This window comes from Candidatus Baltobacteraceae bacterium (genome assembly GCA_036559195.1).
In the GTDB taxonomy this organism is placed as follows: domain Bacteria; phylum Vulcanimicrobiota; class Vulcanimicrobiia; order Vulcanimicrobiales; family Vulcanimicrobiaceae; genus JALYTZ01.
Genome location: DATBTN010000060.1, coordinates 14,802 through 40,322 on the forward strand (window position 1 = coordinate 14,802; position 25,521 = coordinate 40,322).

A 25,521-nucleotide genomic window follows, 5' to 3' on the forward strand; every position below is an offset into this window, starting at 1 on the left:
CAAGGGCCGCGGCTTAAGGAAACCTTGTGGAAAGGATAAGACGGTACGTCGGGGGTCCCAGAACGTTGCCGACGGTCGCCGCGCTCGAGCCGCCGACGAGGGGGATGGGCACGCCGCCGCCGTAGATCGGGAGAAAACCCGGGTAGGCATTAAAGATGTTGTCGCCCGAGAGCTGCAGCGACAAGTGTTCGCCCACCGGCGCGCGCAGCGTGGCGTACGCGATGCCGAACGCCGGCTCGTTGAGCGAGTTGTTGTGTCCGAAGTAGGTTTCGCCGAACGACGCGTAGGCGCCGCTCTTGAACGTGTACGAGAATTCCGCATTGCCTTGCGAATACGGAATGCGCATGTTGCCGTTGTACGAGAGACCGCCGATGCCGACGCCGACGCCGTTGGTGTTCTGGCCGGCAATGATATTGAGGTTTTGATCCTGCTTGCAGCCCGGTCCCGGAATCGAACAGTAGAAATAGGCCGGCAGATCGTAGTAGTAGCCTTTTTGGAGCGCGCCCGAGAGCGTGTATCCGAATCCGACCGGCGGCGCGTTACGAATCGCGAGCTCGATGCCTTCGAAGCGCGCGTTGCTGATGTTGACGTTGGTTTGATTGAGGATCGGCGTCCCGGCCGGCGCGCCGCCGGTGCAAGGATTTGCCGCGCCGCAGACCAGACCCGTGTCGACCGTCTGCGCGAAGAAACGGTTGAAGAGGTTGGTGTAGTACAGATCGCCCGAGACGACCGTCGTTGGATCGCTCAGCCGCACGTCGGCGCCGAGATCGTAGCCGAAGCCCGTCTCCGGTTTGAGATTGCCGTTGCTCTGCTGTTCGGTCGCCACTTGGTTGGTCGCGTCATACGACGGCGTCGAGGTAATCTGATTGAGCAGCCCCAAGAACGGCGGCGCGATCGAGCTGCCGGCGGCGAAGCGAATCGCCGTCGCGGCGTTTGGCCGGTACACGAAACCGATGCGCGGATCGTCGTGCGTATTGTTCGTCGTCCCGAAGGTTACGCCGGTACCATGAATCGCCGCGTCGGCCGTAGCGCAGCCGGCGGCCGGACAGCCGATCGGATACGTGCTTCGATAGGTGTTGAGATAGTTGCTCAACGTTACGTCGAGACGCCGGCCTACAAAGAAGTGACCGCGCAGGAGGTAGGTCGTAAAGAGTTGCGACGTTCCCGGCGGAAGGTTGAACGAATAGAAGGGTCCCGGAAAAACCGAGTAGTCCGTGCTCTGCGACGCGGTCCGATCGACCGAGAAGGTCAGTAAATCCTCGCCCATCGGGTGTTGATATTGGAACGATCCGCCCGAGAGCTTGTCGACCTCGGGTTCTTGATAGTAATCGTTGAAGCCGACGGTCGCGGGCGTACCGCTGAAGGTCTGGTTGACGTTCCCCGCGCCCGAGGAAACACCGTAGAGCGTGACGTTATTGAAGTCGGGATTGGTTAGGTTGAATCCCTGGAACTGGTAGCGCGTGATCGACGCGTTGTAGTAACGCGCGAGCAGCGTGTCCTTGCCCAGCGTGCTCGAGACTTCGCCTTGAAAGATCGGTTCTTTATTGGTCTCACCGCTGAAGGCCCCCGGGAAAACGTTAGCCACCTGGACGGCCCCCGGCGCTAGCGAACCGTTGTACGCGGGATCGCCGGGAACGAATTGGCCGTTGGTAAAGTCCGACGTGTTGCCGTTTTGGTCGCTCGCGGTTTGACCGCCGAGATAGCTTACCGTCGCGACCGTCACCGGCGAAAAACGATACCGGAGTTTGAGCAGTTCGGCGGTCTGATCGAGGTTGCCGGCGAGACCGTAGCAGCAAGCGAGCAGCGGAAAACCCGTGGTAATGAAACTGCCGGTGTTGCCCACCTTCGATGAGGTCGCGTTGCCTTGCAGCGTGCCGCCGTTGTACGCGCCGCCGGAGGGATCGTAGTAGACCGATCGTCCGTTGAGCGCCGAGGGGTTGTTGTTGGTCGCGATATCCACGACGAAGCCCAGGCGGCCGATCGTATCGGAGAAACCGAAGTTCGTAAACGTGCCGCCCCGGTTATCGACGCCCACGAGCAGTTCGGGCTTGGGCGTTAACGTGGGCTCCTTGGTGCGAAAGTTCGTCGTGCCGCCGATCGCGTTGTTAACGACCGGCGAATCGGCGCCGGGACCCTTGATCACCTCGACGTTGCCGAACATGAAACTGTTGAGAAACGTCGTGACGTTGTCGCCGTACTGCCCGACCGAGATGGGATGACCGTCGATGAGCGAGGCCGTTTCGTACGACGTTGCGCCGCGAATATTCGGCACGGTAATCGATCCGGGCGAAGCCGCGTTCGATGAGTTGGAGGGAAACGAGATTTGAATGCCGGGAATCTGGCTGAGCACGCGCGTTACCTGCGGCTGCGCCTGATCGACGAACGCCTGCGAGGTGACGACGTTGACCGAGGCCGCGGAGGTATTGAACGTGCCGCGCCCCGTTGCGTGGACGCTCGCGATCGTGCGCAGCGACGAAAAGGTCGCTCGATCGATGCGCACGGTGAAGTCTTGCGTTTGGCCGGCGAGCACGACCACGTCGTTCTGGACGGCCGTGCTGTAGCCGGGCTTGTTGACCGTCAGCACGTAGACGCCCGGCGCGACGCCCGGCACCGAAAACGTCCCCTTCGCATCGGTCGCCGCCGTGTATTTCGACGGTCCGCGTAAAACGACGAGGGCGCCGGCGACCGGTTCGCCCGCGCCGTCGCTCACGGCACCCGATACGGAGGAGGCGCTCTGCGCGGCGGCCGTCTGGGCCGACGCCGGAATCGCCGTAGGCGCGAACGTCAAAAGAGCGCCGATCATACCGCAAGCGGTAACACGCAACAAAAATCGTGCGATCACAATTCAGTCCTTCAAGCCGTGGGGCACAGCTCGGTAACAACGGCTATTAAGCCAACTTAACTACACCGACTGCGATTGTGTCAAGAAAATATGCTGCGAATCGATCGGCATCTCTCCCTGCGGCCGCAGGCGGCGGTAGGTACCGTCGGTCTGGAGCTCGCGGGCTTTCACGTTGTCCGCGAACGCGATCGCCAGGATTTGCCCGTAGATCGTCTCGGCCTGGAGCGGATCGAGCACCGGGACCATGGTCTCGACGCGCCGGTCCAGGTTGCGCCCCATCCAGTCGGCCGAGCCGATGTAGAGTTCGCGATCCCCGCCGTTCTCGAAGGCGCAGATGCGCGAGTGCTCCAAAAAGCGGCCGACGATGCTGCGCACGCGGATCGTCGTGCTGACGCCGGGCACGCCCGGGCGCACCACGCACATGCCGCGCACCATGAGATCGATGTGAACGCCCGCCTGCGAGGCCCGGTAGAGCGCGCGCGTGAGTTCCCCATCGGTGATGGCGTTGAGTTTGGCTCGAATGCCCGCCGGGCGGCCGGCGCGCGCGTGTTCGGTCTCGCGATCGATAAGCGAGAGCAATTCGCGGCGCAGGTTGACCGGTGCGACGAGCAGATCTTCGTAGTCGGTGACTTTCGAAAAACCGGTGAGGGCGTTGAAGAGTTGGCTGACGTCGGTCCCTAACTCGGGGCGGCACGTGAAAAGCGAGAGATCCGTGTAAAGCCGGGCGCTCTTTTCGTTATAGTTGCCGGTACCGAAATGCATGTAGCGGCGAATGCCGTCGTCCTCTTGACGCACGACGAGCGAGAGTTTGGCGTGGGTTTTCAGCCCCGCAAATCCGTAGACGACGTGCGCGCCCGCGCGCTCGAGGCGCTGCGCCCATTCGATATTATTCTCTTCGTCGAAGCGCGCCTTGAGTTCGATCATCACGGCGACCTGCTTTTCGTTTTCGGCCGCTTCGAGCAGCGCGCGCACGATCGACGAGTTCTTGCCCGACGTGCGGTAGAGCGTTTGTTTGATCGCGAGCACGCGCGGATCGACCGCGGCTTGCGCGACGAACTGCACGACGGGATCGAACGACTCGTACGGATGGTGCAGCACGATATCGTTCTCGCGAATCGCGGCGAACATATCGGTGACGCCGATGAGCCGCTTGGGAATCGCCGGCGTGAACGGCGGATCGTGCAGTTGCGCGTAATCCGGCAGATTTACCAGCGCCCAAAGGTCGCCGGAGCCGAGCAGGCCGCCGATCTCGTAGCAATCGACATCCGAGAGATCGAGCGCTTCGAGCAGCAGGTCGCGCATGTAATCGGGCATCCCGCGTTCGATCTCGATCCGCACCGGTTCGCCGAAGCGGCGACGCTGCAGCTCCGATTCGATCGCGGCGAGCAGATCGTCGGCTTCGTCTTCCTGGAGGTCGAGATCCGCATCGCGCGTGACGCGGAAGAGATACGATTCGCGAATCTCCATGCCCGGGAACAGCGCGTCGAGATGATGCGCGATCAGATCCTCAAGCAATACGAACCAGCGCTGGCCCTCGGGCGCGCCGTCGAGCGCGACGAAACGCGGCAGCGTCGGCGGAATCTTTACGCGCGCGAAGTGCAGCTTCACGCCGTCGGGCGTCACCTCTTCGAGTTCCACGGCAAGCGATAGCGAGAGATTCGAAATATACGGAAATGGATGACCGGAATCGACGGCAAGCGGCGTGAGCACCGGAAAGACGCGATCGTCGAAGACGCGCTCTAGGTTCGACTGCGTCTCTTCGTCGAGATCGGCGACGCGCCAAAAGCGAATCCCGTGCGTCTCGAGTTCGGGAAAGAGTTCGTCGGTGAGCAGCCGCATCTGACGCGCCAGCGAGACGCGTAAGCGCGCCGAGATCGCGAGCAGATGCTCGGGCGGCAGACGCCCGTCCTCCGAACGTCGGTGAACCTGCGCTTCGATCTGCTGCTTGATCGCCGCGACGCGGATCATGAAGAACTCGTCGAGATTGGTGGCGTAGATCGCGACGAACTTCAGGCGTTCGAAGAGGCGGTTGCGGGCATCGAGGGCCTCCTCGAGCACGCGATCGTCGAATTCCAGCCACGAAAGCTCGCGGCTGAAGTAGAGCGAGGAATCGTCGAGGGGGCGGACCGTGGGTTCGGAGAGGGCGTGAAGGTCCGGTTGCGAGAGCATAGGGGCGTGGGTTTCGTCACTGAGTGGAGAAAGTCTAGGCAAATGCAAGGATCCTCAAGCGTTTGACCCTCGCGAGCTTCGCCGCCCATGTGGAAACGCACGTGGCGCTTTCGTTTTTCGCACTAGTCGCCGCAATCGCAATCGGCATCGGGCTCGGGGGGCTCGCCGCGCACCTGCGCCCCGCGCGCGGGCCGGTCCTCGCCGCCGCCAACGTGGGGCGGGTGATTCCGAGCCTCGCGGTACTCACGTTCGTGCTGCCGGTACTCGGCGTCGGCTTTTGGCCGGCGGTCGTCGCGCTGACCTTACTCGGCATTCCGCCGATCGCGATCAATACGGATCTCGGCTTTCGCGGCGTTGCCGCGGCGGCTATCGACGCGGCGCGCGGTATGGGGATGACGCCGTGGCAGATACTCAAGCGCGTCTCGTGGCCGCTCGCGCTGCCGGTCATCTTTACGGGGATACGCACCGCAACGATCGAGATCGTTGCGAGTGCGACGCTCGCGGCGTTCATCGGTGCCGGCGGTTTGGGCGAGTACATTCTCCAGGGACTGGCGAACTTCGATCAACGCTACTTATTGGTTGGCGCCGTCGGCGTCTCGGTGCTCGCGCTCGTCGCGGAAGCACTGCTCGCACTTACCGGAAGACGACTGCAAGGAGAGGCTCGATGACGTTCACTCGTAAATCCGCGCTCGCCGCGATGGGCGCGACGCTGCTGCTGCCGGCCTGCGGCGGGCGCGGCGCTTCCGGCGGCCCCGCCATTCGCGTCGGCTCGAAGAATTTCACCGAGGCGCTCGTGATCGGCGAAATTTACGCGCAGGCGCTGGAAGCGCATGGCTTCACGGTGCAGCGCCACCTCAATCTCGGCAGCGTGCAGATCTGCATGGCGGCGCTCGAGCACGGCGATATCGATCTGTACCCCGAGTATACGGGAACGGCGCTCATCGACGTGCTCCACCACGCGCCGATCTCCGATCCGGCGGCCGCCTACGCAGCGGTGAAGAACGCGTACCAAAAGCAGTTTCATGCAACCTGGCTCAATCCGTCGCCGATGAACGACTCGCAGGGGCTCGTCACGACGCAGGCAATTTCGACGAAATACCATTTCACGACGCTCTCGCAACTCGCGCCGCTCGCGCCGCAGCTGCGGCTCGCGGCGATCGCGGAGTTTTTGGGCCGCCCCGACGGCATCCCCGGCCTGCAGCGCGTCTATGGCGGATTCCACTTCAAAGACGTGAAGACGTACGACGCCGGTTTGAAGTACGACGCGCTGCTGCACGGCGACGCCGACGTCGCGCAGGCCTTTACCACCGACGGGCAGATCGGGGCGAACAATCTGGTGCTGCTCGCCGACGACAAGCATCTCTGGCCGCCGTATAACGTGGCGCCGGTCGTGCGGCTCGATGCGCTCAAGGCGCATCCGCAGATCGCGACCGCGCTTAATGCGGTCGCCCCGCTCATCACCGACGCCGCCGCGCGCTCGATGAACTATGCGGTCGATCACAACAAATCCGACCCGGCCGAGGTCGCCGCTCGTTTTCTTAAAGAGCACGCGATCCATTGAGCGACCCGTCCGGCGGCGCACCGGTTCGCTTCGAATCGGTGACCGTTCGCTATCCCGGTACCGATCGCAACGCCGTGGACGAGATCGGCTTCGAGATTCCAGCCGGAAGTTTCACCGTCTTTCTCGGCCCTTCGGGCTGCGGAAAGTCGACGCTCTTACGCACCGTCAATCGGCTCGTCGTTCCGCAAAGCGGCCGCGTGCTCGTCGACGCCCGCGACGTCGCGCAGATCGCGCCGGAGCAGCTGCGACGCGGCATCGGGTACGTGATTCAAGCCGTCGGGCTCTTCGCGCATCTAACGGTCGCGCAGAACGTCGCGGTCGTTCCCGAACTCGTCGGGTGGGATCGCGCGCGCATCGCAGCGCGCGTGGATGAATTGTTGGCGCTCGTCGCGCTCGACCCGCAGCGCTATCGCGACCGCAAACCGCGCGAACTTTCGGGCGGCGAAGCGCAGCGGGTCGGCGTAGCGCGGGCGATCGCCGCGCAGCCCGCGGTGCTGCTAATGGACGAGCCGTTCGGGGCCGTCGATGCGATCGTACGCGCCTCGCTGCAGGACGAGACACGCCGCATCGCGCGCGCGCTGCGCACCACGATTCTTTTCGTCACCCACGACGTAGACGAAGCGCTGCGTTTGGCCGATCGGATCGTGATCCTGCGCGACGGCAAACTCGTGCAGTACGACACGCCGCTCGCGATCTTGAGCGCGCCCGCGACGCCGTACGTCGAGCGATTACTCGATACGCACGACGTCGTTCGGCGGTTGAGTCTGCTGCGCGCGCGGGATGCGATGATGCCGAGCGACGGAGCCGCCGACGGTACGGTCGCCGCCGATGCGACGCTGCGCGAATCGCTCAACTTCTTCTTGCAAGGCGCGCAAAAACTCGCCGTGACGGCCGACGGCGCGACGATCGGCACGCTCACCTTCGACGCTCTGCGCTCCGCTTTGCATTCGACCGCGGCTCGGCGCGCGTGAGCTACTTCTTCGGACATTTGCCGGCGGTCGGCACGTATACGCTGCAGCACCTCGCGCTCGTGGGAACCTCGCTGCTCATCGCGCTCGCAATCGCGTTACCGTTGGGGGTGTTCGCGGCCCGCCAAGTGCGCGTGGGGCGGCCGCTGCTCGGCGTACTCGGCGCGCTCTATACGATCCCCAGTCTCGCGTTGCTGGCCGTGCTCGTGCGGTATACCGGACTCGGCTTTTGGACTGCGGTTATCGTACTCGTGGTCTACGCGCAGTTCATGCTCGTGCGCAATATCGCGCAAGGACTGCTCGGTGTCGATCCCGCACAGGTCGACGCCGCGCGAGGCTTGGGTATGTCGCAGTCGCAGCGATTTTGGCGAGTGGAATTGCCGCTCGCGCTGCCGATCGTGCTCGGCGGCGTGCGCGTCGCGACCGTTTCGATGATCGCCATCGCGACGCTCGCCGCATACGTTGGCGCGGGCGGACTAGGGACGTTCATCTTCGAGGGTTTGAGCCGGCAATATCCAGCCGAGACCCTCGCCGGAAGCATCCCGGCCGCGCTCTTAGCAATCGCCGTCGACGCCCTCTTTCGCGGCGCCGAACGCGCGGTTAGGGTGTAACTCCGCTCCGTCCTTCGACGAGCTCAGGATGACAAATTGTCATGGGGAGCGTTTACCGCGAGCACTGTCCTTCGACGGGCTCAGGATGACAACAGGGGGTGTAGGTAGCCTTGTAGCCATTGGGTCATTATGTGTAGGCGTTCGATGCGGTGGATGGGGGCGCCGGTGCGGGAGAGGTCGTGATTTTCGTCTGGGACGTCGACGAAGCGTACGGTGCGGCCGAGGATCTTGAGGGCGCTGAATTCTTGGAGCGTTTGATCGATCGGCGTGCGCGTGTCTTGCTCCGAGTGAAGGATCAGCAGCGGCGTGGTGACGTTTGCGACGTACGTGATCGGCGATTGCGCGGCGTATTGATTGCCGGCTTCCCACGGTAGGCCCCACGAGTAGCGGCCGCCGAGCGCGTTATCCGATGCGAGATCGGCGGCGAGTTGCTCGGTGGCGAGATTGCTTACGACGCGTTCGGCGATCGCCGTTTTGAAACGATGCGTGTGCGCGATCACCCATAGCGTCGCGTAACCGCCGTAGCTGCCGCCCGAGACCGCCAGGCGGTTGGGATCGACGTCGGGACGTTTGATAACCTCGTCCATCACGCGCTGCAGGTCGTCAAACATCGCGTCGCCCCAATGTTTTGCGAGCGCCTCTTCGAACGGGTAGCCGAAGCCCACGCTGCCGCGCGGATCGGCGAAGACGACGTTGTAGCCCTGGCCTGCGAGATACTGGAATTCATCGAAGTAGGTGTTGCCGAACTGCGTCTCCGGGCCGCCGTGAATATCCAGTATCGTTGGGCGGCGCTCGCCGCGTTTGGTGCCGATCGCGGGCATGAACCACGCCTGCACGGTGAAGCCGGCGTCATCTTTCACGGTGAACGGTTGCGGAACCGAACGCTCGACCGAGGCGAGATACGCATCGTTGATTCCCGTCAGCCGACGGCTCTTGCCGGTTGCGAGATCGAGTAGATAGACCTCGCGCGGGTGCGTGAAATCGCTGCGCGTGTAGGCTGCGTAGCGCCCCGCGCCGTCCATCGTGCACTCGGCGGCCTCGCCGGAAGTGCCGGTTACATCGGTGAGCGCGCCGGTCTTGGGATTGAGTTTCACGAGCGCGCTGTAACCGGGCTTGTTCACGTCGATGAGCGCGAACGCGTCGTGCGGCGCGAAAATCGGGCCGCACAGACCGCCCGGCTCGCCCATGTCGGCGAGCACCGTATCGCCGAAATCGACCGTGTTCTTCGCCGCGACCACGACGGGCTGCGTACCGTCAGGGGCGGCGTGCATGAGGGCGGGAAGCTCCGCCGGATCGGCGACGCCGCCGCTCTGGTACCAGAGGTTGCCGCTGCGATCGTAGGTTAGCAGGTTGTTCGAGATTTGATTCGATGCGAGTTTGTGCATCGCGCCGCCGCTTGCGGAGATCGTGTAGATGTCGTTCGGGCCGAGGCTCGGCGGATCGCGGCGCAGGGAGTTAAACGCGATCGTCCGATCGTCGGGCGACCATGCGTATCCGCCTTCGGACCATTGATGGCCGCTCGTCAGGGCGCGCGTTGCGCTGCCGTCGGCGTTCATGACGCCGATGTGCGCGTGCTTGTCGTAGACGAATCCGGCACCGTTGGCGAGGTAGTGCATCGTGTTGATGATGCGCACGTCGCTCCGGCGCTGCTTCTTGCCGGGCGCGAATCCGGCCGCTTTGAAGTCGATGTAGGTACTATGCGGCGCGTCGACGGTTACGGTCGAGAACGCGACGTGCTTGCCGTCGTGCGAATAGAGCGGCCCGGTCGCACCGCCCTTGACGTGCGAGAGCTGCTGCGTTCGCCCGTCGCTCACGCGATAGGCGTAAATTTGGGGGCGGGCGCCTTTTTTGGCACGCACGAACGCGATGGTGCGGCTATCGGGCGACCAGACCGGACTGGAATCGTGGTTGCCGCGAGTGATCGCGCGCAGCGCGCCGGTGCGTGCGTCGACCAGTTCCAAGTTCGAATAGTACGTGTCGTTCGGGCCGTTCATTCGCGTTGCGACGAAGACCACGCGGCTGCCGTCGGGCGAAATCTGCGGATTCGACACGTAGGTAAGCTTGAAGAGGTCTTCGGCGGCGACCGGACGGCCCGCAGCAGGCGCGGCCAGCGGCGCGATTCCGACGAGTGCGGAGAACGTGAAAGCGCAAACGCGTACGAAACGTGCATTCATGCGCGCGTCCTTCGACAAGCTCAGGATGACAACCCCGTCGGTGCCTTTTTTACGAGAACCGTCTTCGACGGGCTCGTCCTTCGACGGGGTCGTCCTTCGACAGGCTCGTCCTTCGACAAGCTCAGGATGACAAGGTCGAACCGGGGGTGGGCGGGCTATGTTCGGATTAGGAGGTTTACGCTGAATTGTTTTTTGCGGTCGAACCAGGTGCGGTGGAGCGTGAAGCCGGCGGCGGCGCCGATGCGGGCGATGTCTTCGACGGAGAATTTGTAGGAAGACTCGGTGTGGATGCGTTCGCCTTTGGCGAAGTGCACGATCGTATCCAAGCGTTCGATGGCGACGTCGTGCGGGCGTTGCGCCTGCAGAAACGAGTCGACGACGCCGCGATCTTCGTCGTAGACGGCGATGTGCTCGAAATCGCGCAGATCGAACGATCCGCCGAGTTCGCGATTGATGCGTCCGAGCACGTTTTTATCGAACGCCGCGGTCACGCCGGCGCGGTCGTTGTAGGCGAGCTCGAGCGTCGCGCGATCTTTTTTCAGATCCGCGCCGATTAGGAGCCCGTCGCCCCGGCGCAGCGACGATGCGAGCGAGGCTAAGAGATGCGCGGCTTCGTGCGGCTGGTAGTTGCCGATGTTCGAGCCCATGAACATGGCGAGCGCGCGATGATCGAAGCGCAACTGATCGCTGCCGAGGATGGCGAAGTAGTCGGCGGCGTAGGCGGTTACGGAGAGTTTCGGATACGCATCGACGAGCGCGATCGCCGACGTGCGTACGGCTTCCGGCGAGATATCGATCGGGCGATAACGCAGCGTTCCTTGCACGCGCAGCGCTTCTTCTATCAGTATGCGCGCTTTTACGGCACTGCCGCTCCCCAGTTCGAGAAACTCGATCGGATTGCCGAGCGCGCGTACGATCTCCCAACCCCACTCGCGCAAGATTTGCGTCTCCGCGCGGGTTAGGTAATATTCGGGTAAGACGGTAATGGCTTCAAAAAGCGCCGAACCCAATTCGTCGTAGAAATACTTCGAGAGTAATTTCTTGCTCGGTCCGGATAGCCCCGATGCCACATCTTCGGCAAACGTCGCGACGTGCACGGGATGGGACGCGGTGACGATCTCCAGCCGATCCGACACGGTCGTCAACGTCGCATTCATGTCGCCCACGTTTCCCCCAAAAGGCTCCCAGGAAACGCCGCTCGGGAGAAAAATCTCATTCGACGAAGGAGCATCCAAACGTGATCAATCAGAACTTGACCATTCCCGTGGGGGGCTCGCAAATGGGGGCCTATCTCGCTCGCCCGGAAGAGGGCTCGGGAGCCCACCCGGCCGTGATCGTGCTGCAAGAGGTCTTCGGCGTGAATAGCGAGGTCAAGCGCATCACCGATCTCGTTGCCAGTGCCGGATACGTTGGGCTTGCTATCAACTATTATCACCGTACGCATCCGAACCTCAACGAGCCGTACACCGACGAGGGACTCAAGCACGGCTTCGAGGCCGCCGCTAATGTAACGAAGGAGTCGCTACGCGCGGATGTCTCCGCTGCGATCGACTGGCTTACTGCACAGAACTTCGTGAAAAAGGGCAAAGTTGCAACGTGGGGCTTCTGCTACGGCGGAACCGTTGCGTTCGTTACGGCGACCCTCCCCGAGCTCTCCGGCGCCGTTTGTTTTTACGGCGGGAGTATCGCCTCGCCGATGGCTAGCGGCGAGCCCGAGGCCCTCGTCGATGCCGCGAAGATCGCCTGTCCGCTGCTGCTGGCGTTCGGCGGGAAAGACGCGTATATCACGCGGGACCTCATCGACCGTATCGAGCGTACGTTAAAGGCCGAGGGCAAGGACGCGCGAGTCCAAGTGTATCCCGACGTCGGCCACGCGTTTTTCCGCCACGGCAGCGCCGAAGCGATCGCCGGCCACAAGGGCACCTCCGACGAATCGATGGCCGAAACCGTTGCCGACGCCTGGAACCTCGTCCAAACCTTCTTCAAGCGCGTTTTACACTAGGCTCCGTCCTTCGACAGGCTCAGGATGACAAGAAGGTCTTCCTTGTCATGCTGAGCCTGTCGAAGCATGAGCTTGTCGGAGCGTGAGCTTGTGGCGTTAGTGTTTTAGGCAGAGGCTGCGGATTGCGGTGTTGGCGGCGGGGTTGGCGGGGGTGCCTGCGTCGCGCGCGTACATGGCGAAATAGACCGTATCGTTGTAACGCGTGCTGACGAGTTGTACGTTTTCGTGTTTGCCGGTCTTCTGATCGGCCGCCATTTCCACGTAGTTCGCGGGTTGTTTGCCGCAGATATCGATCGTTTTTCGCTGCAAGACTTTCGCGTGCTGATACTGCGAAGTCGCCATCGAAAGATCTTGGTGCGAGCCGCTTCGATACGGCAGCCGCATGAGCATCAGCACTTCGCCGGATCCGTTCTTCGCATCCGGCGATATCCACATGGAGTAGCCCCCGATGCCGCCGCCTCTCCATCCGTCGGGTGCCTTGAACGAGGCGAGATCTCCCGAGGCGCTGCCGCCGCATCCCGCAAGCGCGAGAATGGCAAGAGCCGCCACGGCAACGAGACGATGGTGGTGTTTCATACCAACGCCTTCGCCATGGGGCGGCCTGCAGCTTTCCCTAACGAGAGCCTTCGTAGCCGGCGATGCGCAGCCAGCGTTCGTAGATATCGTCGATGTATGCGTGCGTTTCCGCATAGGGCGGAATCCCGCGATATTGCGCGACCGCGCCCGGACCGGCGTTGTAGGCCGCGAGCGCGGCGGCGTACGGATCTGGATAGACGCCGCGATACGCGTGCACGTATTGCGCGAGCAGCGCCGCGGCGCCGCCGATCGCTGCGAACGGGTCGTACGGATCGATGCCGAGCCCGCTTGCCGTATCGGGCATGAACTGCGCGATGCCGATGGCACCCGCGCTCGAAATCGCGAGCGGGTTAAAGGCCGATTCCTGCAGCAGCGTCGCGCCGAGAAATTCGGGGGCGATTCCGCGGGTGCGAGCCGCGCTCACGGCGGCGCCGGCCAACCGCAATGCATCGGTCGGGGCGATGCGCGCGTTGGTGTGCAGGATGGCGCGGGTGAGCGCGAGCGTGGCATCGTGCGCCGGCGGCCCGTCGTGCAGCAATTCCATGCCGGCCAGCGAGTCCACGTATGCGGGTGCTCGCCAGCTTAGGGCATAGTCAACGAGCTTGGGTATAGAGACGGTATTGGAAGTGCCGTTTTCGGAGGTTGAAAACGAGCAGCCGAACAACATCACGATAATACCCACGATTCCCGCGGAAACGCGAAGGCAGTGAAAGAATGGCAGCGGTTGCAGCAGCGCTCATCGTCCTCATAGTAGGCGATTTTGCGTCAACGTTCTTCTATCATGTGCCGCAGCACCTATGGTTCACGCTACATTTGCGTACCCATCACGACCGGCGCCGCTCCTTTTGGGACCACGCCGTGATCTCGCGCGACCCATCGGTGATCCTCGACGGCATCCTTGGAGCGGTTCCCTACCTGCTGGTCGCGGCGCTGACGTGGCAGCTCTCGTGGCCGGGCGCGGTGGCTGGGCTTCTACTCGGGCAATTCCACGTGTGGTGGCGCCATACGACCGATCTTGGCTGGCAGACGCCCGATTGGTTGAAGGCCGCCCTGCGGCCGCTTCAGATCGTGCTGCCCGAGGACCACGACGGCCATCACCGAAACCCCGACATCGAGTTTGGCGACATCTTCCGCTTTTACGACGCCCCCGCGCGTGCCCTCATGGCCAAGCTCGCTCCGACCAGCCGGAGATCCCGGAACGCCGCGGTACGCCGTATCAAGCGGCAACCGGTCCGTATCTAAACTGCACACGGGGTACTGATTTGACCAAACGGGCGCTCTTCTTGATCTCCGATACCGGAGGCGGCCACCGCAGTGCGGCCAACGCCATCGTGGCGGCTCTGGACGAGATCGAAGAGCCCAGTGCCTTCGAGCACCGGATCGACGATGTCGCCGCGCATTGTTCGTTCCCGCTCACGCAGCTGGGCTGGGGCTACTCCGCCGCCTTGCGCTACGCCCCACCGGTCTACGGGGCCCTCTACTATGCGACCAACGGTCGCCGCCGCTACAAGGCGCTGGTGCGCTTCTGCGAGCCGCTCTATCGCGAGCGCCTGCGCGATCTGTTCATCGCCTATCAGCCCGACGTGATCGTCTCGGTACATCCGCTACTCAATCACGCGGCGTTGCGCGCGCGCGCCGACGCCAAGATGCTGCACATCCCGATCGTGACCGTGATCACGGATCTGGGCAAAGTACACGAGTCGTGGCTGACGCCGGAAGCCGATGCCGTCGTCGTTCCGGCGCGCGAAGTCTACGAACGCGCGCTCTCGCGCGGGGTGCGCACCTCGCGTCTGCGCATGCTCGGTCATCCGATCCATCCGAAATTCGACGACGTCGAGGGCACGAAAACCGAATTGCGCGCGCAGCTCGGCTTGCCGCAGAACGCATTCGTTACGTTGTTGATGGCAGGCGGCGAGGGCGGCGGAAAACTCTTGCCGACGACGCTGGCGCTCGCAAAGGCGCGGCTGCCCATGCACATGGTGGTCGTCTGCGGGCGCAACGATACGCTGCGCGAGAAACTGGCGGAACTCGCGCCGGGCCTGCCGACACCGGTAACCGTAATGGGATTCACCGACAAAATCCCGGAGCTCATGCGCGCCGCCGATTTACTGGTCACCAAAGCCGGGCCGGGAACCCTCGCCGAGGCCAATGCCGCGCAGCTTCCCGTCGTGGTGTACGATTACGTGCCGGGTCAAGAGCGCGGAAACGTGGACTTCGTTCGCAACAACGGCATCGGCGACGTCGCGATCAACACCTCGGCCGAGGTCGTGCGCGCGGTCAAGCGACTCGTGAACAGCCCCGAGCGGCTGACGATGATGCGCCGCCAGCAAGAACTCGTCGCGCCGCGCCGCAGTTCCCGGCGAATCGCCGCCTTGATCGCGCAGATCGCGAACACCGGCACGATCCCCGCTGAAGACGAATACGTGCCCCTCCGCGAGGCGATCGCGCTGTAGGGTTGCCCCGCGAAACACCCGGGGGCCGCACGCCGTACCTGGGGCATGAGCATCGCTGCCGATTACGCGCGCGCGGTTGCCGCGCTCGATTCCGGCCATTTTCCGGCCTACGTTTCCTACGATTCGCGCGATTGGGCGCGCGGCATCGATCGCGAGAGCGACGGTCCACAGACCGTCTACGTCCGCACGAAAGACGGCGCGATCGTGCAGGGGCCGCCCTCCGAGCATCGCAACCCGCAGATCGCCGTCAACGACGAGCGCGGCTCCAATCCGATCTCGGATCCCGCTTTTAAAGCGCGCTGCTACCGGGCGCAGAGCGAAGAATCCGTGCAACGGAACGGGCGCGCCGCGTTGCGCTTCGACCTCGCGCCGACGTGCGGGCCAAACGACGATTACCCGTTCGCCACGCTGTATGCCGACGCGCAGACGCTCGTGCCGATCGAAGTGGACGGTACGGTCAGCACCGAGGGCGTTCGCGTGCGGCTCGCGCAGAATTTCGCCCAGTTCAACGGCTATACGTTGCCCTCGACGCTGTTGGTAGATGTAAAAGGCCGCGGCCTCTTATTCTGGCTGCGCGAACACGCGCAACTGCAATACAGCGACTACAAATTCTACGCCGCAAACCCGGTCCCGCGCCGCCAAACTGCTAAGCCTTTGTAATCAGCGCGGCAGCCAACTTTTTCGCAAGAGCGGACGGCCTCAAGCTCGGTCGAATTTCCCAGCTGGGCTGCGATTTTCAACCCTCTCGGCGCAGCTTGCTAAAATCCTAAGGAAAGTGCTCTATGTCCAAACTGCCCAATATGCCCGGATCAGTTAGCGCTGGTGTGCTACTCCTCGCGCTCGCTGTGGCCAGTTCGGGAGTGCGCGTGCAGGCAAGCAATGTTGCGATGAACGAGGTCAGGGGAACTTCCTCCACCGGCGTCAACGTCGAGGGAACCTACGAACCGAGCTATCGAAACCATAGTGTGCAAAATATCAAGTTAAGGGTCAGTTCGACTAGGCAGCTAAACTTGGGTTGCATGCAAGGATACCTTGATTTCCATTATCAGTTGCAGGACGCGCAAGGACATATGCTCGCGCCTCGCGCCGAGACGTTGCAAAATCCACCGGTAGATTCGATCACGATCGAGATTCCGCCACGGCATGAAGCCGGTCGCCCTTGCGCATGGTACAAGTATTCGCGCGGGTTCGTTGTCGGGATCGATCTGTTATATCCAAATCTTGCGCCGGGAGACTACACCCTGGCCGTTACGTTCGCGCCCCGCGATGGCGAAGTTCCGCCTACCCCACTGCCCCAATGAGGTTCCTTATCACGCCCTAAAAGCGCGACCCGTTGCGGCGGAAATTAGTACCTTTGCCACCTGTTTTGCAGATACGAGTGCCATCGCCCAGCTTCTTCGTTGACGGCAACGAACTCGGCTGTACTACCCGGTTGGGCCGCGATTTTCAATGCGCAGCGCGCGGCCTGCTAAACTTAAGAGGAAATGAATTATGCCGAAATCGATCGCGGCCGCTGCCCTCCTAATCGTTCTTCTCGTAGCGGCAGCAAATTCAGGCGTGGCGAGCGCGAATTACTCCGTAACTCAAAATGTAAGAGCGATTTCGCCTACGGGCGTCACTGTCCGAGGTTCCTATGAATCGAGTTATCGAGCAAGACGCGCCCAATACATCCGACTGGGCGTCAGCTCACCGACTAGATTGAATTTGGGCTGCATGCAGGGTTACCTGGATTTTCAATTTCAATTGCGAAGCTCCCAAGGAGCCGCGCTGTTGCCCCATGCGGCGACGTTACAAAACCCGCCCATTGATTCGACAAGTGTCGTAGAGATTGCGCCGCGACGGGACCCCGGGCAGCCGTGTCAATGGTACAAGTTCTCTCGAGGGTTCGTTGTTGGAATTAGCAAATTATTTCCGGACCTCGCACCTGGAGATTACACGCTATCCGTTACGTTCGCGCCTCGTGACGGCGAAGTCCCAAGCACGGCGTTGCCCCCAATGAGATTCGTAATTACTCCTTAGCGATGCAACGGCCGAAATACGGCAAGCCCAATTTAATCGGGGCGTTCGACGGCTTTGCGGGACATCGTCAGGAGGACGCGGCGCGGGGTGATGCGCGGCGAGAAGGCGACGAGTTTGTTGGAGAATCCCGGCACGACGACGCGCTGGCCCTTGAGCATCGCTTCGTAGCCGGCCTTGGCGACTTTCGCGGCGTCGGCTTGCGGAAGACGCATTATCGGCGTCGACTGCACGTCGGCGCGGGCTTGAAAGCCCGTTTTTGTTGCGCCGGGGCACAGACACGTTACGCTGACGCCGCTGCCGCGCGTCTCTTCCCAGAGCGCTTCGGAAAACGAGAGCACGTACGCTTTGCTCGCGTAGTAAACTGCCATCAGCGGCCCCGGAAGAAATGCCGCCGTCGAGGCGACGTTGAGGATCCAGCCGCGCTTTCGCTCGAGCATCGCCGGCAAATACCGCCGCGTGAGTTCCGTCAGCGTGACGACGTCGAGATTGACCTCGTCGCGAATCTGCTGCTCGGCGATTTCGGCGAAGCGCCCGTTGTTCGCGAAGCCGGCGTTGTTGACGAGCACGTCGCAATCCGGCACACGATCGAAAAGGGCGCTCGCGGCGCCGGGCGCGGAGAGATCCATCGTAACGCACTCGACGTTGATGCCGAACGTGCCGCGCAAAACGTCGGCGATCGCTTCGAGTTTCGAACCGGAGCGCGCGATCAGGGCGAGATCGTGGCCGCCGCCGGCGAGCAGTTTTGCGAACTCGAGACCGAGACCGCCCGACGCGCCGGTAACGAGCGCGACGCTACGTCTGTCCATGCCCCGAGGTCAATCCGCCGCGAAAAGCGACTGCGGCCGAGCCGACGATACCGGCGTCGTTGCCGAGCTTCGCAATCGCGATCTTGGTCGTGCCTTTCGGCGCCATCGTCGTGAGTTCGTCGACGCGCGGCACGATCGCGTCGATCATTAATTGACCCGCCGAACTCACCCCGCCGCCGAGCGCGATCACTTCCGGATTGACGAACGCGACGATGTTGGCGATACCGAGTGCCAGATCGCCGGTGAAGTTTGCCCATGCGGCGAGCGCGTGCTTGTCGCCGGCTTGGGCGGCTTTGCGAATTTGCTTGGAGCCGAGTTTATCGCGCGACTTGTCGAGCAGCGTGCTGCGCGGAAACGAGGGCGCGACCGCAAAGGCGTGCCGAATCAATCCCGTGCCCGACGCTTGCGCCTCGAAGCAGCCGATCTTGCCGCAGGCGCAGATGAAGCCGTCGGTCGGGCGAATTTGATGGTGCCCGATCTCACCTGCGCCCGCTCGGTTACCGAGCAAGAGCCGCCCCTCGGAGACGATGCCGCCGCCGATTCCCGTACCGAGCGTTAGCAGCACGAAATTCGTCGTGCCGCGGCCGATGCCGAAGGTGTGTTCGCCGAGCGTCGCGCAGCGCGCGTCGTTTGCGATAAAGATCGGCAGGTCGGGGAAGCGCTTGCGCAGCGTCGCGCCGAGCGGCGCGTCGTGCCAGCCGAAGTTCGGCGAATACACGATCGAGCCGGTCGCGAGATCGATATTGCCGGGCGAACCGAGGCCGATGCCGACCAGCTTGCCTTTCGCATCTTTGAGGGCGGCTCCGACGACCGTCTCGATCGAGGCGATCACCGCATCGAAGGAGCGATCCTCGATATCCCCTTCGTGCCGGCTAACGATCGTGCCATCTTCCTTTACGACGGCGGCGCCGACGTGCGACCCGCCGAGATCGACGCCGATCGCCGTACGCATTTTCTGATCAGTTGGCATGGGCGGCACTTTCGCGCTCGGGCTCCGCCGCCTCTTTAATACGCACAGCGCGCTCCGCACAGGCGCGGGCGACGCAACCCCGAAGGTTCCGGCTCCATGGAAACGATCGACCTCACCGCCCTACGCGCGTTCACGCGCGAAACGGGCCAGCCCACGCATCCCGAGATGCTCGACACGACGCCGATGGAGCGCGTCAAAGAGATCGAGATCGACGAAGAACACATCACCGTCACCTACAATCAAGATACGACGCGCTACTACAACGCGAACGAAATCGTGCAGCGCGAATGGGTCTACAAATACAACGACGATGCGGAGATGGTCAAGGCGATCGGTAAAGTCATCGACTTGGCGCGCAAGCACCTCAAGGATTTGCCCGAGAATCTGGCGTGCCCGCCGGGCTGCGCCGAGTGCTGCAGCGGCTACGAGCCTTTCGTGAGCAAAGCCGACGTTCGGCGCATGGCCGAACACCTGAAGATGTCGTACCAGGACGTGATGGATGAGTATATCGTCAAACGTCCGTCGGCCGACGGCTTTCACGTTGGGTGGATTCGCAAAGTTACCGACGACGTTGCCGACAACTGCGTCTTTCTCAAGGGCTCGCATTCCGGCAAGTATTATTGCGGCATCTACGAGGGACGTCCCGAGGACTGCCGCGATTTCACACCCGTCGGCTGCCAAGACGTCGACGACACGATTCCGCGCGACCGGCCCTTCAAAGTCGGCCCGCCGTTCCAGCCCAAACACCCCGGCAAGAAGACGTCTCGCCGCCGGCGCTAACGCCGTAGCGCAAGGTCGTAATCGGCATTTCGTAGTAGCGAGCGAAGTAGGAGGGTCTGATGCTTCGCCGCTTTGTTTTTTTAGGTGCGCTGTTCGCGCTGCTCGGTTCCGCGTTTCCCGCAGCCGCCGTTTCGGCGACGATGAGTCCAAAACTCTACGCCGACATGCATTGGCGATTGATCGGCCCGTTTCGCGGAGGGCGTACGGTCGCCGTTTCGGGAGTGCCGAGCGAACCCGGCGTCTTCTATATGGCTCCGAACAACGGCGGCGTGTGGAAGAGCGTCGACTACGGACGCGTCTGGAATCCCATTTTCGACGGTCAGGATACCGGTTCGATCGGCGCACTGGCGATCGCACCCTCCGACCCGAACGTGATCTACGTGGGCAGCGGCGAGGGGTTGCGCCGGCCCGATCTCTCGACGGGCGACGGCGTCTATAAATCGACCGACGCCGGCAAGACGTGGACGCACCTCGGTCTGCGCGACGGCGAACAGATCCAAGCCATCGCGGTCGATCCGCGGGACGCGAATCGCTTCTACGTCGCGGTGGTGGGGCATCCGTACGGATCGAACGCGCAGCGCGGACTCTATCGATCGACCGACGGCGGCGCGTCGTTTAAAAAAGTGCTCGGTCCCGACGACGGCGATACCGGCGCGGTGAGCGTCGTTATCGATCCGAACCATCCCGACACCGTCTATGCCGCGCTCTGGGCCTCCCGCAACGGCCCGTGGCACCTCACCCAAGTTTACGAACTTTACAACAAGGGCGGGTTGTATAAATCCACCGACGGCGGCGCGACGTGGACGCAGTTGCACGGCGGCTTGCCGAAGGGCGTCGGACGCATCGGCATCTCGATCTCGCCCGCCGACTCCAACCGCATCTACACGATCGTGGAAAAGGCCGACGGGTGCGGCATCTATCGTTCCGACGACGCGGGTGCGTCGTGGATGCAAACCAACAGTGAAGAGCGCGTCTGCGGACGCACCGAAGATTTTGCCGGCATTACGGCCGATCCCAAAGAACGCGACACGGTCTACTCGGCAAACACCACGACGTACCGTTCGACCGACGGCGGCAAGACATGGGTTGGAATAAAAGGCGCGCCCGGCGGGGACGACTACCACACCGTTTGGATCGATCCGGCGAACACCAACGTCATCTTACTCGGCGTCGATCAAGGTGCGACGCTCTCGGTCGACGGCGGCAAGACGTGGAGTACCTGGTACAACCAGCCGACGGCGCAGTTCTATCACGTCATCACCGACGATCGTTTTCCGTATCGCGTTTTCGGCGGACAGCAAGAAAGCGGAAGCGCCGAGGTATGGAGCCGCGGCGACGACGGCGCGATCACGTTTCGCGAGTTTCATCCGGTCGGGACCGAAGAATACGGGTACGTCGCGCCGGATCCGCTGCATCCGTGGCTGATCTACGGCGGCAAAGCGAGCGTGTATAACGAGCGCACGACGCAGACGCAGGATATCTCACCCAGTTACGAACGCGGGAAGTATCGTTTCAATCGCACGGCACCGCTGATCTGGAATCGCGTCGACAAGCACGTGCTGTACCTCGGTTCGAACGTGGTCTTTGCGACGCGCAACGGCGGCCACAGCTGGCAGGTCATCAGCCCCGACCTGACGCGTAAGAACCCGGGCGAGCCCGCGAATATGGGCCCGTTCTCGGCCGCCGACCCGATGGCCGGCAAACATCGCGGCGTCGTCTACAGCCTCTCGCCTTCGTATATCGATAAGAACCTTATCTGGGCTGGAACCGACGACGGGCTGATGTGGGTGACGCGCGACGGCGGCGCGCACTGGCGCAACGTCACGCCGCCCGCGATGCGTCCGTGGAGCAAGGTCGCGCAGATCGATAGCTCGCACTTCGATCGCAACACCGCGTACATCGCCGTCAATCGCTTTCGCCTCAACGATCTGCATCCGTACATCTATCGCACGCACGACGGCGGCGCGAGTTGGCAGGCGATCGCTAACGGCCTGCCCGCCGACGCGCCGGTGAACTCGGTGCGCGAAGATCCCAAACGCCGCGGCCTGCTCTACGCCGGAACCGAACGCACGGTCTACGTGTCGTTCGACGACGGCGATCGCTGGCAATCGCTGCAGAACAATCTGCCGTCGACCTCGATTCGCGACCTGGTGGTGCACGGCGACGATCTCGTGGTGGGGACGCACGGACGCTCGTTCTGGATTCTCGACGATCTCACGCCGCTGCGCCAACTCAACGCGAGCGTTGCCGACGCACCGGCGCACTTGTTCGCACCGCAGCTCACCTACCGCGTACGCCGCGACACCTATCCCGACACGCCGCTGCCGCCGGAGGAACCGGTCGGCCAGAATCCGCCCGACGGCGCGGTGATCGACTACACGCTCGCGAACGCCGCGCACGGCGCGCTGGCAATCGCGATCTACGATTCCGCGGGACATCTCGTCCGCTCGTATGCGAGCACCGACAAACCCGTGCCGATCGATCCGGAGATTACCGTGCCGACGTATTGGGTGCGGCCCACGGCGATTCCGCAGACGAGCGCGGGAATGCACCGATTCGTGTGGGATCTGCACTATCCGTCGCCGCGAGCGGCCGTCCACGACTACCCGATCTCGGCCATCGTGCACGATACGCCCCGCAATCCGCAAGGCGCGATCGCGTTACCGGGGCATTACACCGTACGCCTAACCGTCGGCGGCCGCACGTACTCGCAGCCGCTGACGATAGCGATGGATCCGCGCGTCCACACCGGCAGTGCGGCGCTGCAGGAGCAGTTTTCGCTTGCGACGCGCCTCGTCGCCGCGATGAACCGCTCGTACGCCCGGATGGAGAACGCAACCGCAAAGCACGATGCAGCGGGAGCGGGGCGTGACGAAACCCTCAATGAGAACCTCGCGCGTTTGCTCGACGTTATCGAAGGGGCGGACGCGGCTCCAACCACGCAGGCCAGCAGCGCGGCCGCCAGACTCTTGGGAGGACGCCCCTAACATGCAAAATCGAGCCCACGTATCGCGATTCGGCGAGCCGAGCGAAGGCGAACTTCCCGCCGACATTCGCGAGGTCTACGATAAGAATCGCGAAAAGCTGGGATTCGTTCCAAACGTTTTTCGCGCGTACGCGAAGCGTCCCGATCACTTTCGCGCGTTCATGCAGTATCACGACGTACTGATGAAGACGCAGGGTGGGTTGAGCCGCGTCGAGCGCGAGGCGATCGTGGTCGCGGTCTCCTCGGAGAACCGCTGCCAGTATTGCATGGTCGCACACGGAGCGGCGCTGCGCGTTTTGAGCAAAGATCCGGTGCTGGCGGAGCAAATCGCGAATAATTGGCGCACGGCCGAGCTTTCGCCGCGCATGCGCGCGATGTTGGGGTTCGCCGCGCGCGTTAACGAGCCGGGCTTCGCGGCGAGCGAACACGAGATCGACCAGCTCCACTTAGCCGGCTTCAGTCAGGACGACATTTGGGATATCGGTGCGATCGCGTCGTTCTTCGGATTCTCCAACCGCATGGCCGGTCTCATGGACATGCGACCGAACGCCGAGTTCTACGCGATGGGCCGCTGACAAGCGCTCGCAACGTGAGTCCCGCGGCCGGTTGGGAATATGCGTGTGTACGGAGGTTTGATACAACATGAACGTACCGAATAGAGTGCCTTGGATCAACATCGCAGTCGGTATTCTCACGATCATCTCGCCGTTCGTAACAACCCCGACCACCGGAGCGGCCCGCTGGGCCATGGTGATCCCGGGAATCGTCATCGCCATCGTAGCGATCATCGAAATGTCTGTCTATGCGAAATCGCAGAGCATGAGCTATTGGCCGGTCGTCAACATTCTCGCCGGCATCTGGCTTTTTATTGCTACCACGTTCGCGCAGGGCAATACGGGTATGATCTGGAGCAATGTCGTCCTGGGTGTCAGCGCGATCGTAACCGCGCTGGTCGCGCTTTCTTACGAACGGGTACACGCGTCCGCGCCGCACACGGCGCAACGCGCGTAACGAACGCACGAATACCGCACTCAAAACGACGGGCGGCCATACGGCCGCCCATTGTTTTTCCTACTCGTTCCTGCCGTTAGGCGGGCGACGTCGATTGCGTTGCGTTTCGTGCGCGAAGAAGGTTGGCCATCATCGCGAGCCAGCCCAAGACTCCGATGCACGCGCCGATCGCAACGAACGGGAAGAGCATCAGCACGAGGCCGCATGCGACCGTGGCGATTGCGATTTGGAATGCGAGAAATGCCGTCCAAGAAAGCGGTGCGAGCAGCAGCGTTTGCGGGGGTGTCTCGTCGTCTTCGCCGCGGTACACGGTTGCGATCAGCCGCACGCCGATGTGATGGATGTGCGCGTTGACCATCTGGCCGATCCAACCGACGAGCAGCACGAAGCCATAGGCAAGTTGCCATGCCTTGCCGTCGAGTACCCCCGCGCCTAAGGCGAGTGCGACAAGCAGCCACCCGAGACTCGCCGCCATAAACGCTTGCGGCGGACGGTGCGTAACCGCAGCGCGACGCAACAGCAGGCCCATCTGCAACGCATAGAGCACCGCTCCCGCCGCGAAAAGTGCAGCGCCGCCCCACGCGAGGGCAGCTATCGGCATCGCAAGACCGACGACGAGAACGATGGTGCCGATCGCGCAGAGCGTCCCAACGAGAATATGCACGAGCGGCGAACGCGCGCGGTTACCGGTGAGCGGCCGAACCGTTCGCGTCGAGACGCCGAAGATCAACAGCGAAAGCCAGCCGAACATGCCGAGATGCGCGTGCGCCGCGGGCAGAGATGCGAACCAAGCCGGTACCCGCACTCCCGCGAGCATTGCGGCCAGGGCGATTCCCGCAAGTGCCGTGAGCAGCAGCGCGATCAGCGTGATCGCGAGTGCGCGCGCGATCGCGCGTTCGGTGCGCTCGACGCGACCGAGCCGGGCGAGCGTTGCGAATGCTGCGGCGAGGTACGTGAGGAGCGCCGCAACCAGCAGCGATGCGGCCGGCAGCAGCAGGCGCGGCCACGCGGCGAACGCCGCGACGAGCAGCGCGACGCCGAGCGCGAACGCGGCGAGCGACCAGCGCGCCGCGCCTTCGGCGCGCCACGGAAGATCGGTGAACGTTGGGACGACGTGCAGCAAAATCGCAAGTGCGACGAGCGTGAACCAGCCGAGCGCGACTACGTGAACCCACGCGAGCGCCGGGAACGTGATTGCGGCGATCGAGCCGCAGGTGGCGATCCAGATGGCAAACGCCCAGGCGAAACCGTGCGCGAGCTGGCCAAGAACGAGCGCGCCGGGCGGGATCCAATGCCGGCGAGCGAACATCGCGCTCGCTACGCGATGAGCGCGCCGAAGCGCGCGGCGTCGATGCTGCCGCCGGTCACGCTCGCGGCGCCGACGTAAGCCGCATAGGTCGCACCGAGGCTCGCAGGCTGGTAGAAAAAATCTCCGTCGAGCGTTGCCTGGAACGCAAAATCGAGCCCAAAATCGGGGCGCCCGACGGTAGCGGCTGCGCCGTTCTATCCGCACCCAGTACGAAGATTTGAAACATCACGACACCCTCCGGCACTTTTTTGGGCCATTATAGCACCATGCGGAATGCGAGCGAT

At 63.0% G+C, this 25,521-nt stretch carries 22 protein-coding genes; 13 read left to right on the forward strand and 9 right to left on the reverse strand.

Annotated elements, in window-relative coordinates:
* Positions 1-13: 13 nt before the first annotated feature.
* The gene (locus VIG32_09740) at positions 14-2,842 is read right to left on the reverse strand and encodes a TonB-dependent receptor (GenBank protein HEY8298290.1); all 2,829 of its coding nucleotides are present in this window, start codon (positions 2,840-2,842) and stop codon (positions 14-16) included.
* A gap of 60 nt (positions 2,843-2,902) precedes the next feature.
* Complete coding sequence (ppk1, locus tag VIG32_09745) at positions 2,903-5,011, reverse strand: polyphosphate kinase 1 (GenBank protein HEY8298291.1); 2,109 nt, start codon at positions 5,009-5,011, stop codon at positions 2,903-2,905.
* A gap of 101 nt (positions 5,012-5,112) precedes the next feature.
* On the opposite strand from ppk1, the gene VIG32_09750 reads away from it, so the two are divergent.
* From VIG32_09750 to VIG32_09765, 4 genes are read left to right on the forward strand one after another with little or no spacing between them, the layout of a single operon-like run.
* The gene (locus tag VIG32_09750) at positions 5,113-5,679 is read left to right on the forward strand and encodes an ABC transporter permease (GenBank protein ID HEY8298292.1); all 567 of its coding nucleotides are present in this window, start codon (positions 5,113-5,115) and stop codon (positions 5,677-5,679) included.
* Positions 5,676-6,572, forward strand: coding sequence for a glycine betaine ABC transporter substrate-binding protein (locus VIG32_09755; protein HEY8298293.1), 897 nt, complete (start codon positions 5,676-5,678; stop codon positions 6,570-6,572). The genes VIG32_09750 and VIG32_09755 overlap by 4 nt, the downstream gene beginning before the upstream one ends.
* On the forward strand, positions 6,569-7,543 hold the full coding sequence (locus tag VIG32_09760; protein ID HEY8298294.1) for an ABC transporter ATP-binding protein: 975 nt from the start codon (positions 6,569-6,571) through the stop codon (positions 7,541-7,543). The genes VIG32_09755 and VIG32_09760 overlap by 4 nt, the downstream gene beginning before the upstream one ends.
* On the forward strand, positions 7,540-8,151 hold the full coding sequence (locus VIG32_09765; GenBank protein HEY8298295.1) for an ABC transporter permease: 612 nt from the start codon (positions 7,540-7,542) through the stop codon (positions 8,149-8,151). Before VIG32_09760 ends, VIG32_09765 begins: the two co-directional genes overlap by 4 nt.
* 80 nt (positions 8,152-8,231) lie before the next feature.
* On the opposite strand, the gene VIG32_09770 is transcribed toward VIG32_09765, so the two are convergent.
* Entirely contained in the window at positions 8,232-10,325 is a 2,094-nt protein-coding gene (locus tag VIG32_09770; GenBank protein HEY8298296.1) for a S9 family peptidase, read from the reverse strand.
* A 155-nt stretch (positions 10,326-10,480) separates the two neighbouring features.
* Positions 10,481-11,482 carry an L-histidine N(alpha)-methyltransferase gene (egtD, locus tag VIG32_09775; GenBank protein HEY8298297.1) on the reverse strand — a complete coding sequence of 334 codons (1,002 nt, stop codon included), beginning with the start codon at positions 11,480-11,482 and terminating at the stop codon, positions 10,481-10,483.
* 80 nt (positions 11,483-11,562) lie between these two features.
* Here egtD and VIG32_09780 point away from each other — a divergent pair, with 80 nt between their 5' ends.
* Entirely contained in the window at positions 11,563-12,327 is a 765-nt protein-coding gene (locus VIG32_09780; GenBank protein HEY8298298.1) for a dienelactone hydrolase family protein, read from the forward strand.
* A 96-nt stretch (positions 12,328-12,423) separates the two neighbouring features.
* Here VIG32_09780 and VIG32_09785 read toward each other — a convergent pair whose 3' ends face one another.
* Together VIG32_09785 and VIG32_09790 are read right to left on the reverse strand one after the other, a co-directional pair.
* The gene (locus VIG32_09785) at positions 12,424-12,903 is read right to left on the reverse strand and encodes a hypothetical protein (protein HEY8298299.1); all 480 of its coding nucleotides are present in this window, start codon (positions 12,901-12,903) and stop codon (positions 12,424-12,426) included.
* A gap of 37 nt (positions 12,904-12,940) precedes the next feature.
* Entirely contained in the window at positions 12,941-13,465 is a 525-nt protein-coding gene (locus VIG32_09790) for a lytic transglycosylase domain-containing protein (protein HEY8298300.1), read from the reverse strand.
* Positions 13,466-13,617: 152 nt separating this feature from the next.
* On the opposite strand from VIG32_09790, the gene VIG32_09795 reads away from it, so the two are divergent.
* The 4 genes from VIG32_09795 (at position 13,618) to VIG32_09810 (ending at position 16,657) form a co-directional block, all read left to right on the forward strand.
* Positions 13,618-14,145, forward strand: coding sequence for a hypothetical protein (locus VIG32_09795; GenBank protein ID HEY8298301.1), 528 nt, complete (start codon positions 13,618-13,620; stop codon positions 14,143-14,145).
* A gap of 20 nt (positions 14,146-14,165) precedes the next feature.
* Entirely contained in the window at positions 14,166-15,356 is a 1,191-nt protein-coding gene (locus VIG32_09800; protein HEY8298302.1) for a glycosyltransferase, read from the forward strand.
* A gap of 45 nt (positions 15,357-15,401) precedes the next feature.
* The gene (locus tag VIG32_09805; GenBank protein HEY8298303.1) at positions 15,402-16,016 is read left to right on the forward strand and encodes a hypothetical protein; all 615 of its coding nucleotides are present in this window, start codon (positions 15,402-15,404) and stop codon (positions 16,014-16,016) included.
* A gap of 122 nt (positions 16,017-16,138) precedes the next feature.
* A complete protein-coding gene (locus VIG32_09810) occupies positions 16,139-16,657 on the forward strand; it encodes a hypothetical protein (GenBank protein HEY8298304.1) in 519 nt (172 codons plus the stop codon).
* A 750-nt stretch (positions 16,658-17,407) separates the two neighbouring features.
* Here VIG32_09810 and VIG32_09815 read toward each other — a convergent pair.
* Positions 17,408-18,181, reverse strand: coding sequence for an SDR family oxidoreductase (locus VIG32_09815; GenBank protein ID HEY8298305.1), 774 nt, complete (start codon positions 18,179-18,181; stop codon positions 17,408-17,410).
* Positions 18,168-19,151: an ROK family protein gene (locus tag VIG32_09820; GenBank protein ID HEY8298306.1), complete on the reverse strand. Its 984-nt coding sequence runs from the start codon at positions 19,149-19,151 to the stop codon at positions 18,168-18,170. Before VIG32_09820 ends, VIG32_09815 begins: the two co-directional genes overlap by 14 nt.
* Before the next feature lie 96 nt (positions 19,152-19,247).
* Here VIG32_09820 and VIG32_09825 point away from each other — a divergent pair, with 96 nt between their 5' ends.
* The 4 genes from VIG32_09825 (at position 19,248) to VIG32_09840 (ending at position 23,928) form a co-directional block, all read left to right on the forward strand.
* On the forward strand, positions 19,248-19,931 hold the full coding sequence (locus tag VIG32_09825; protein ID HEY8298307.1) for a YkgJ family cysteine cluster protein: 684 nt from the start codon (positions 19,248-19,250) through the stop codon (positions 19,929-19,931).
* A gap of 59 nt (positions 19,932-19,990) precedes the next feature.
* On the forward strand, positions 19,991-22,918 hold the full coding sequence (locus VIG32_09830) for a hypothetical protein (protein ID HEY8298308.1): 2,928 nt from the start codon (positions 19,991-19,993) through the stop codon (positions 22,916-22,918).
* Position 22,919: 1 nt separating this feature from the next.
* On the forward strand, positions 22,920-23,492 hold the full coding sequence (locus tag VIG32_09835; GenBank protein ID HEY8298309.1) for a peroxidase-related enzyme: 573 nt from the start codon (positions 22,920-22,922) through the stop codon (positions 23,490-23,492).
* A 67-nt stretch (positions 23,493-23,559) separates the two neighbouring features.
* Positions 23,560-23,928 (forward strand): hypothetical protein, encoded by a 369-nt coding sequence (locus VIG32_09840; protein ID HEY8298310.1) that lies wholly within the window; start codon positions 23,560-23,562, stop codon positions 23,926-23,928.
* A 76-nt stretch (positions 23,929-24,004) separates the two neighbouring features.
* Here the strand turns inward: VIG32_09840 and VIG32_09845 are convergent, their stop codons facing one another.
* Positions 24,005-25,237 (reverse strand): hypothetical protein, encoded by a 1,233-nt coding sequence (locus VIG32_09845; GenBank protein ID HEY8298311.1) that lies wholly within the window; start codon positions 25,235-25,237, stop codon positions 24,005-24,007.
* Positions 25,238-25,521: the final 284 nt, after the last annotated feature.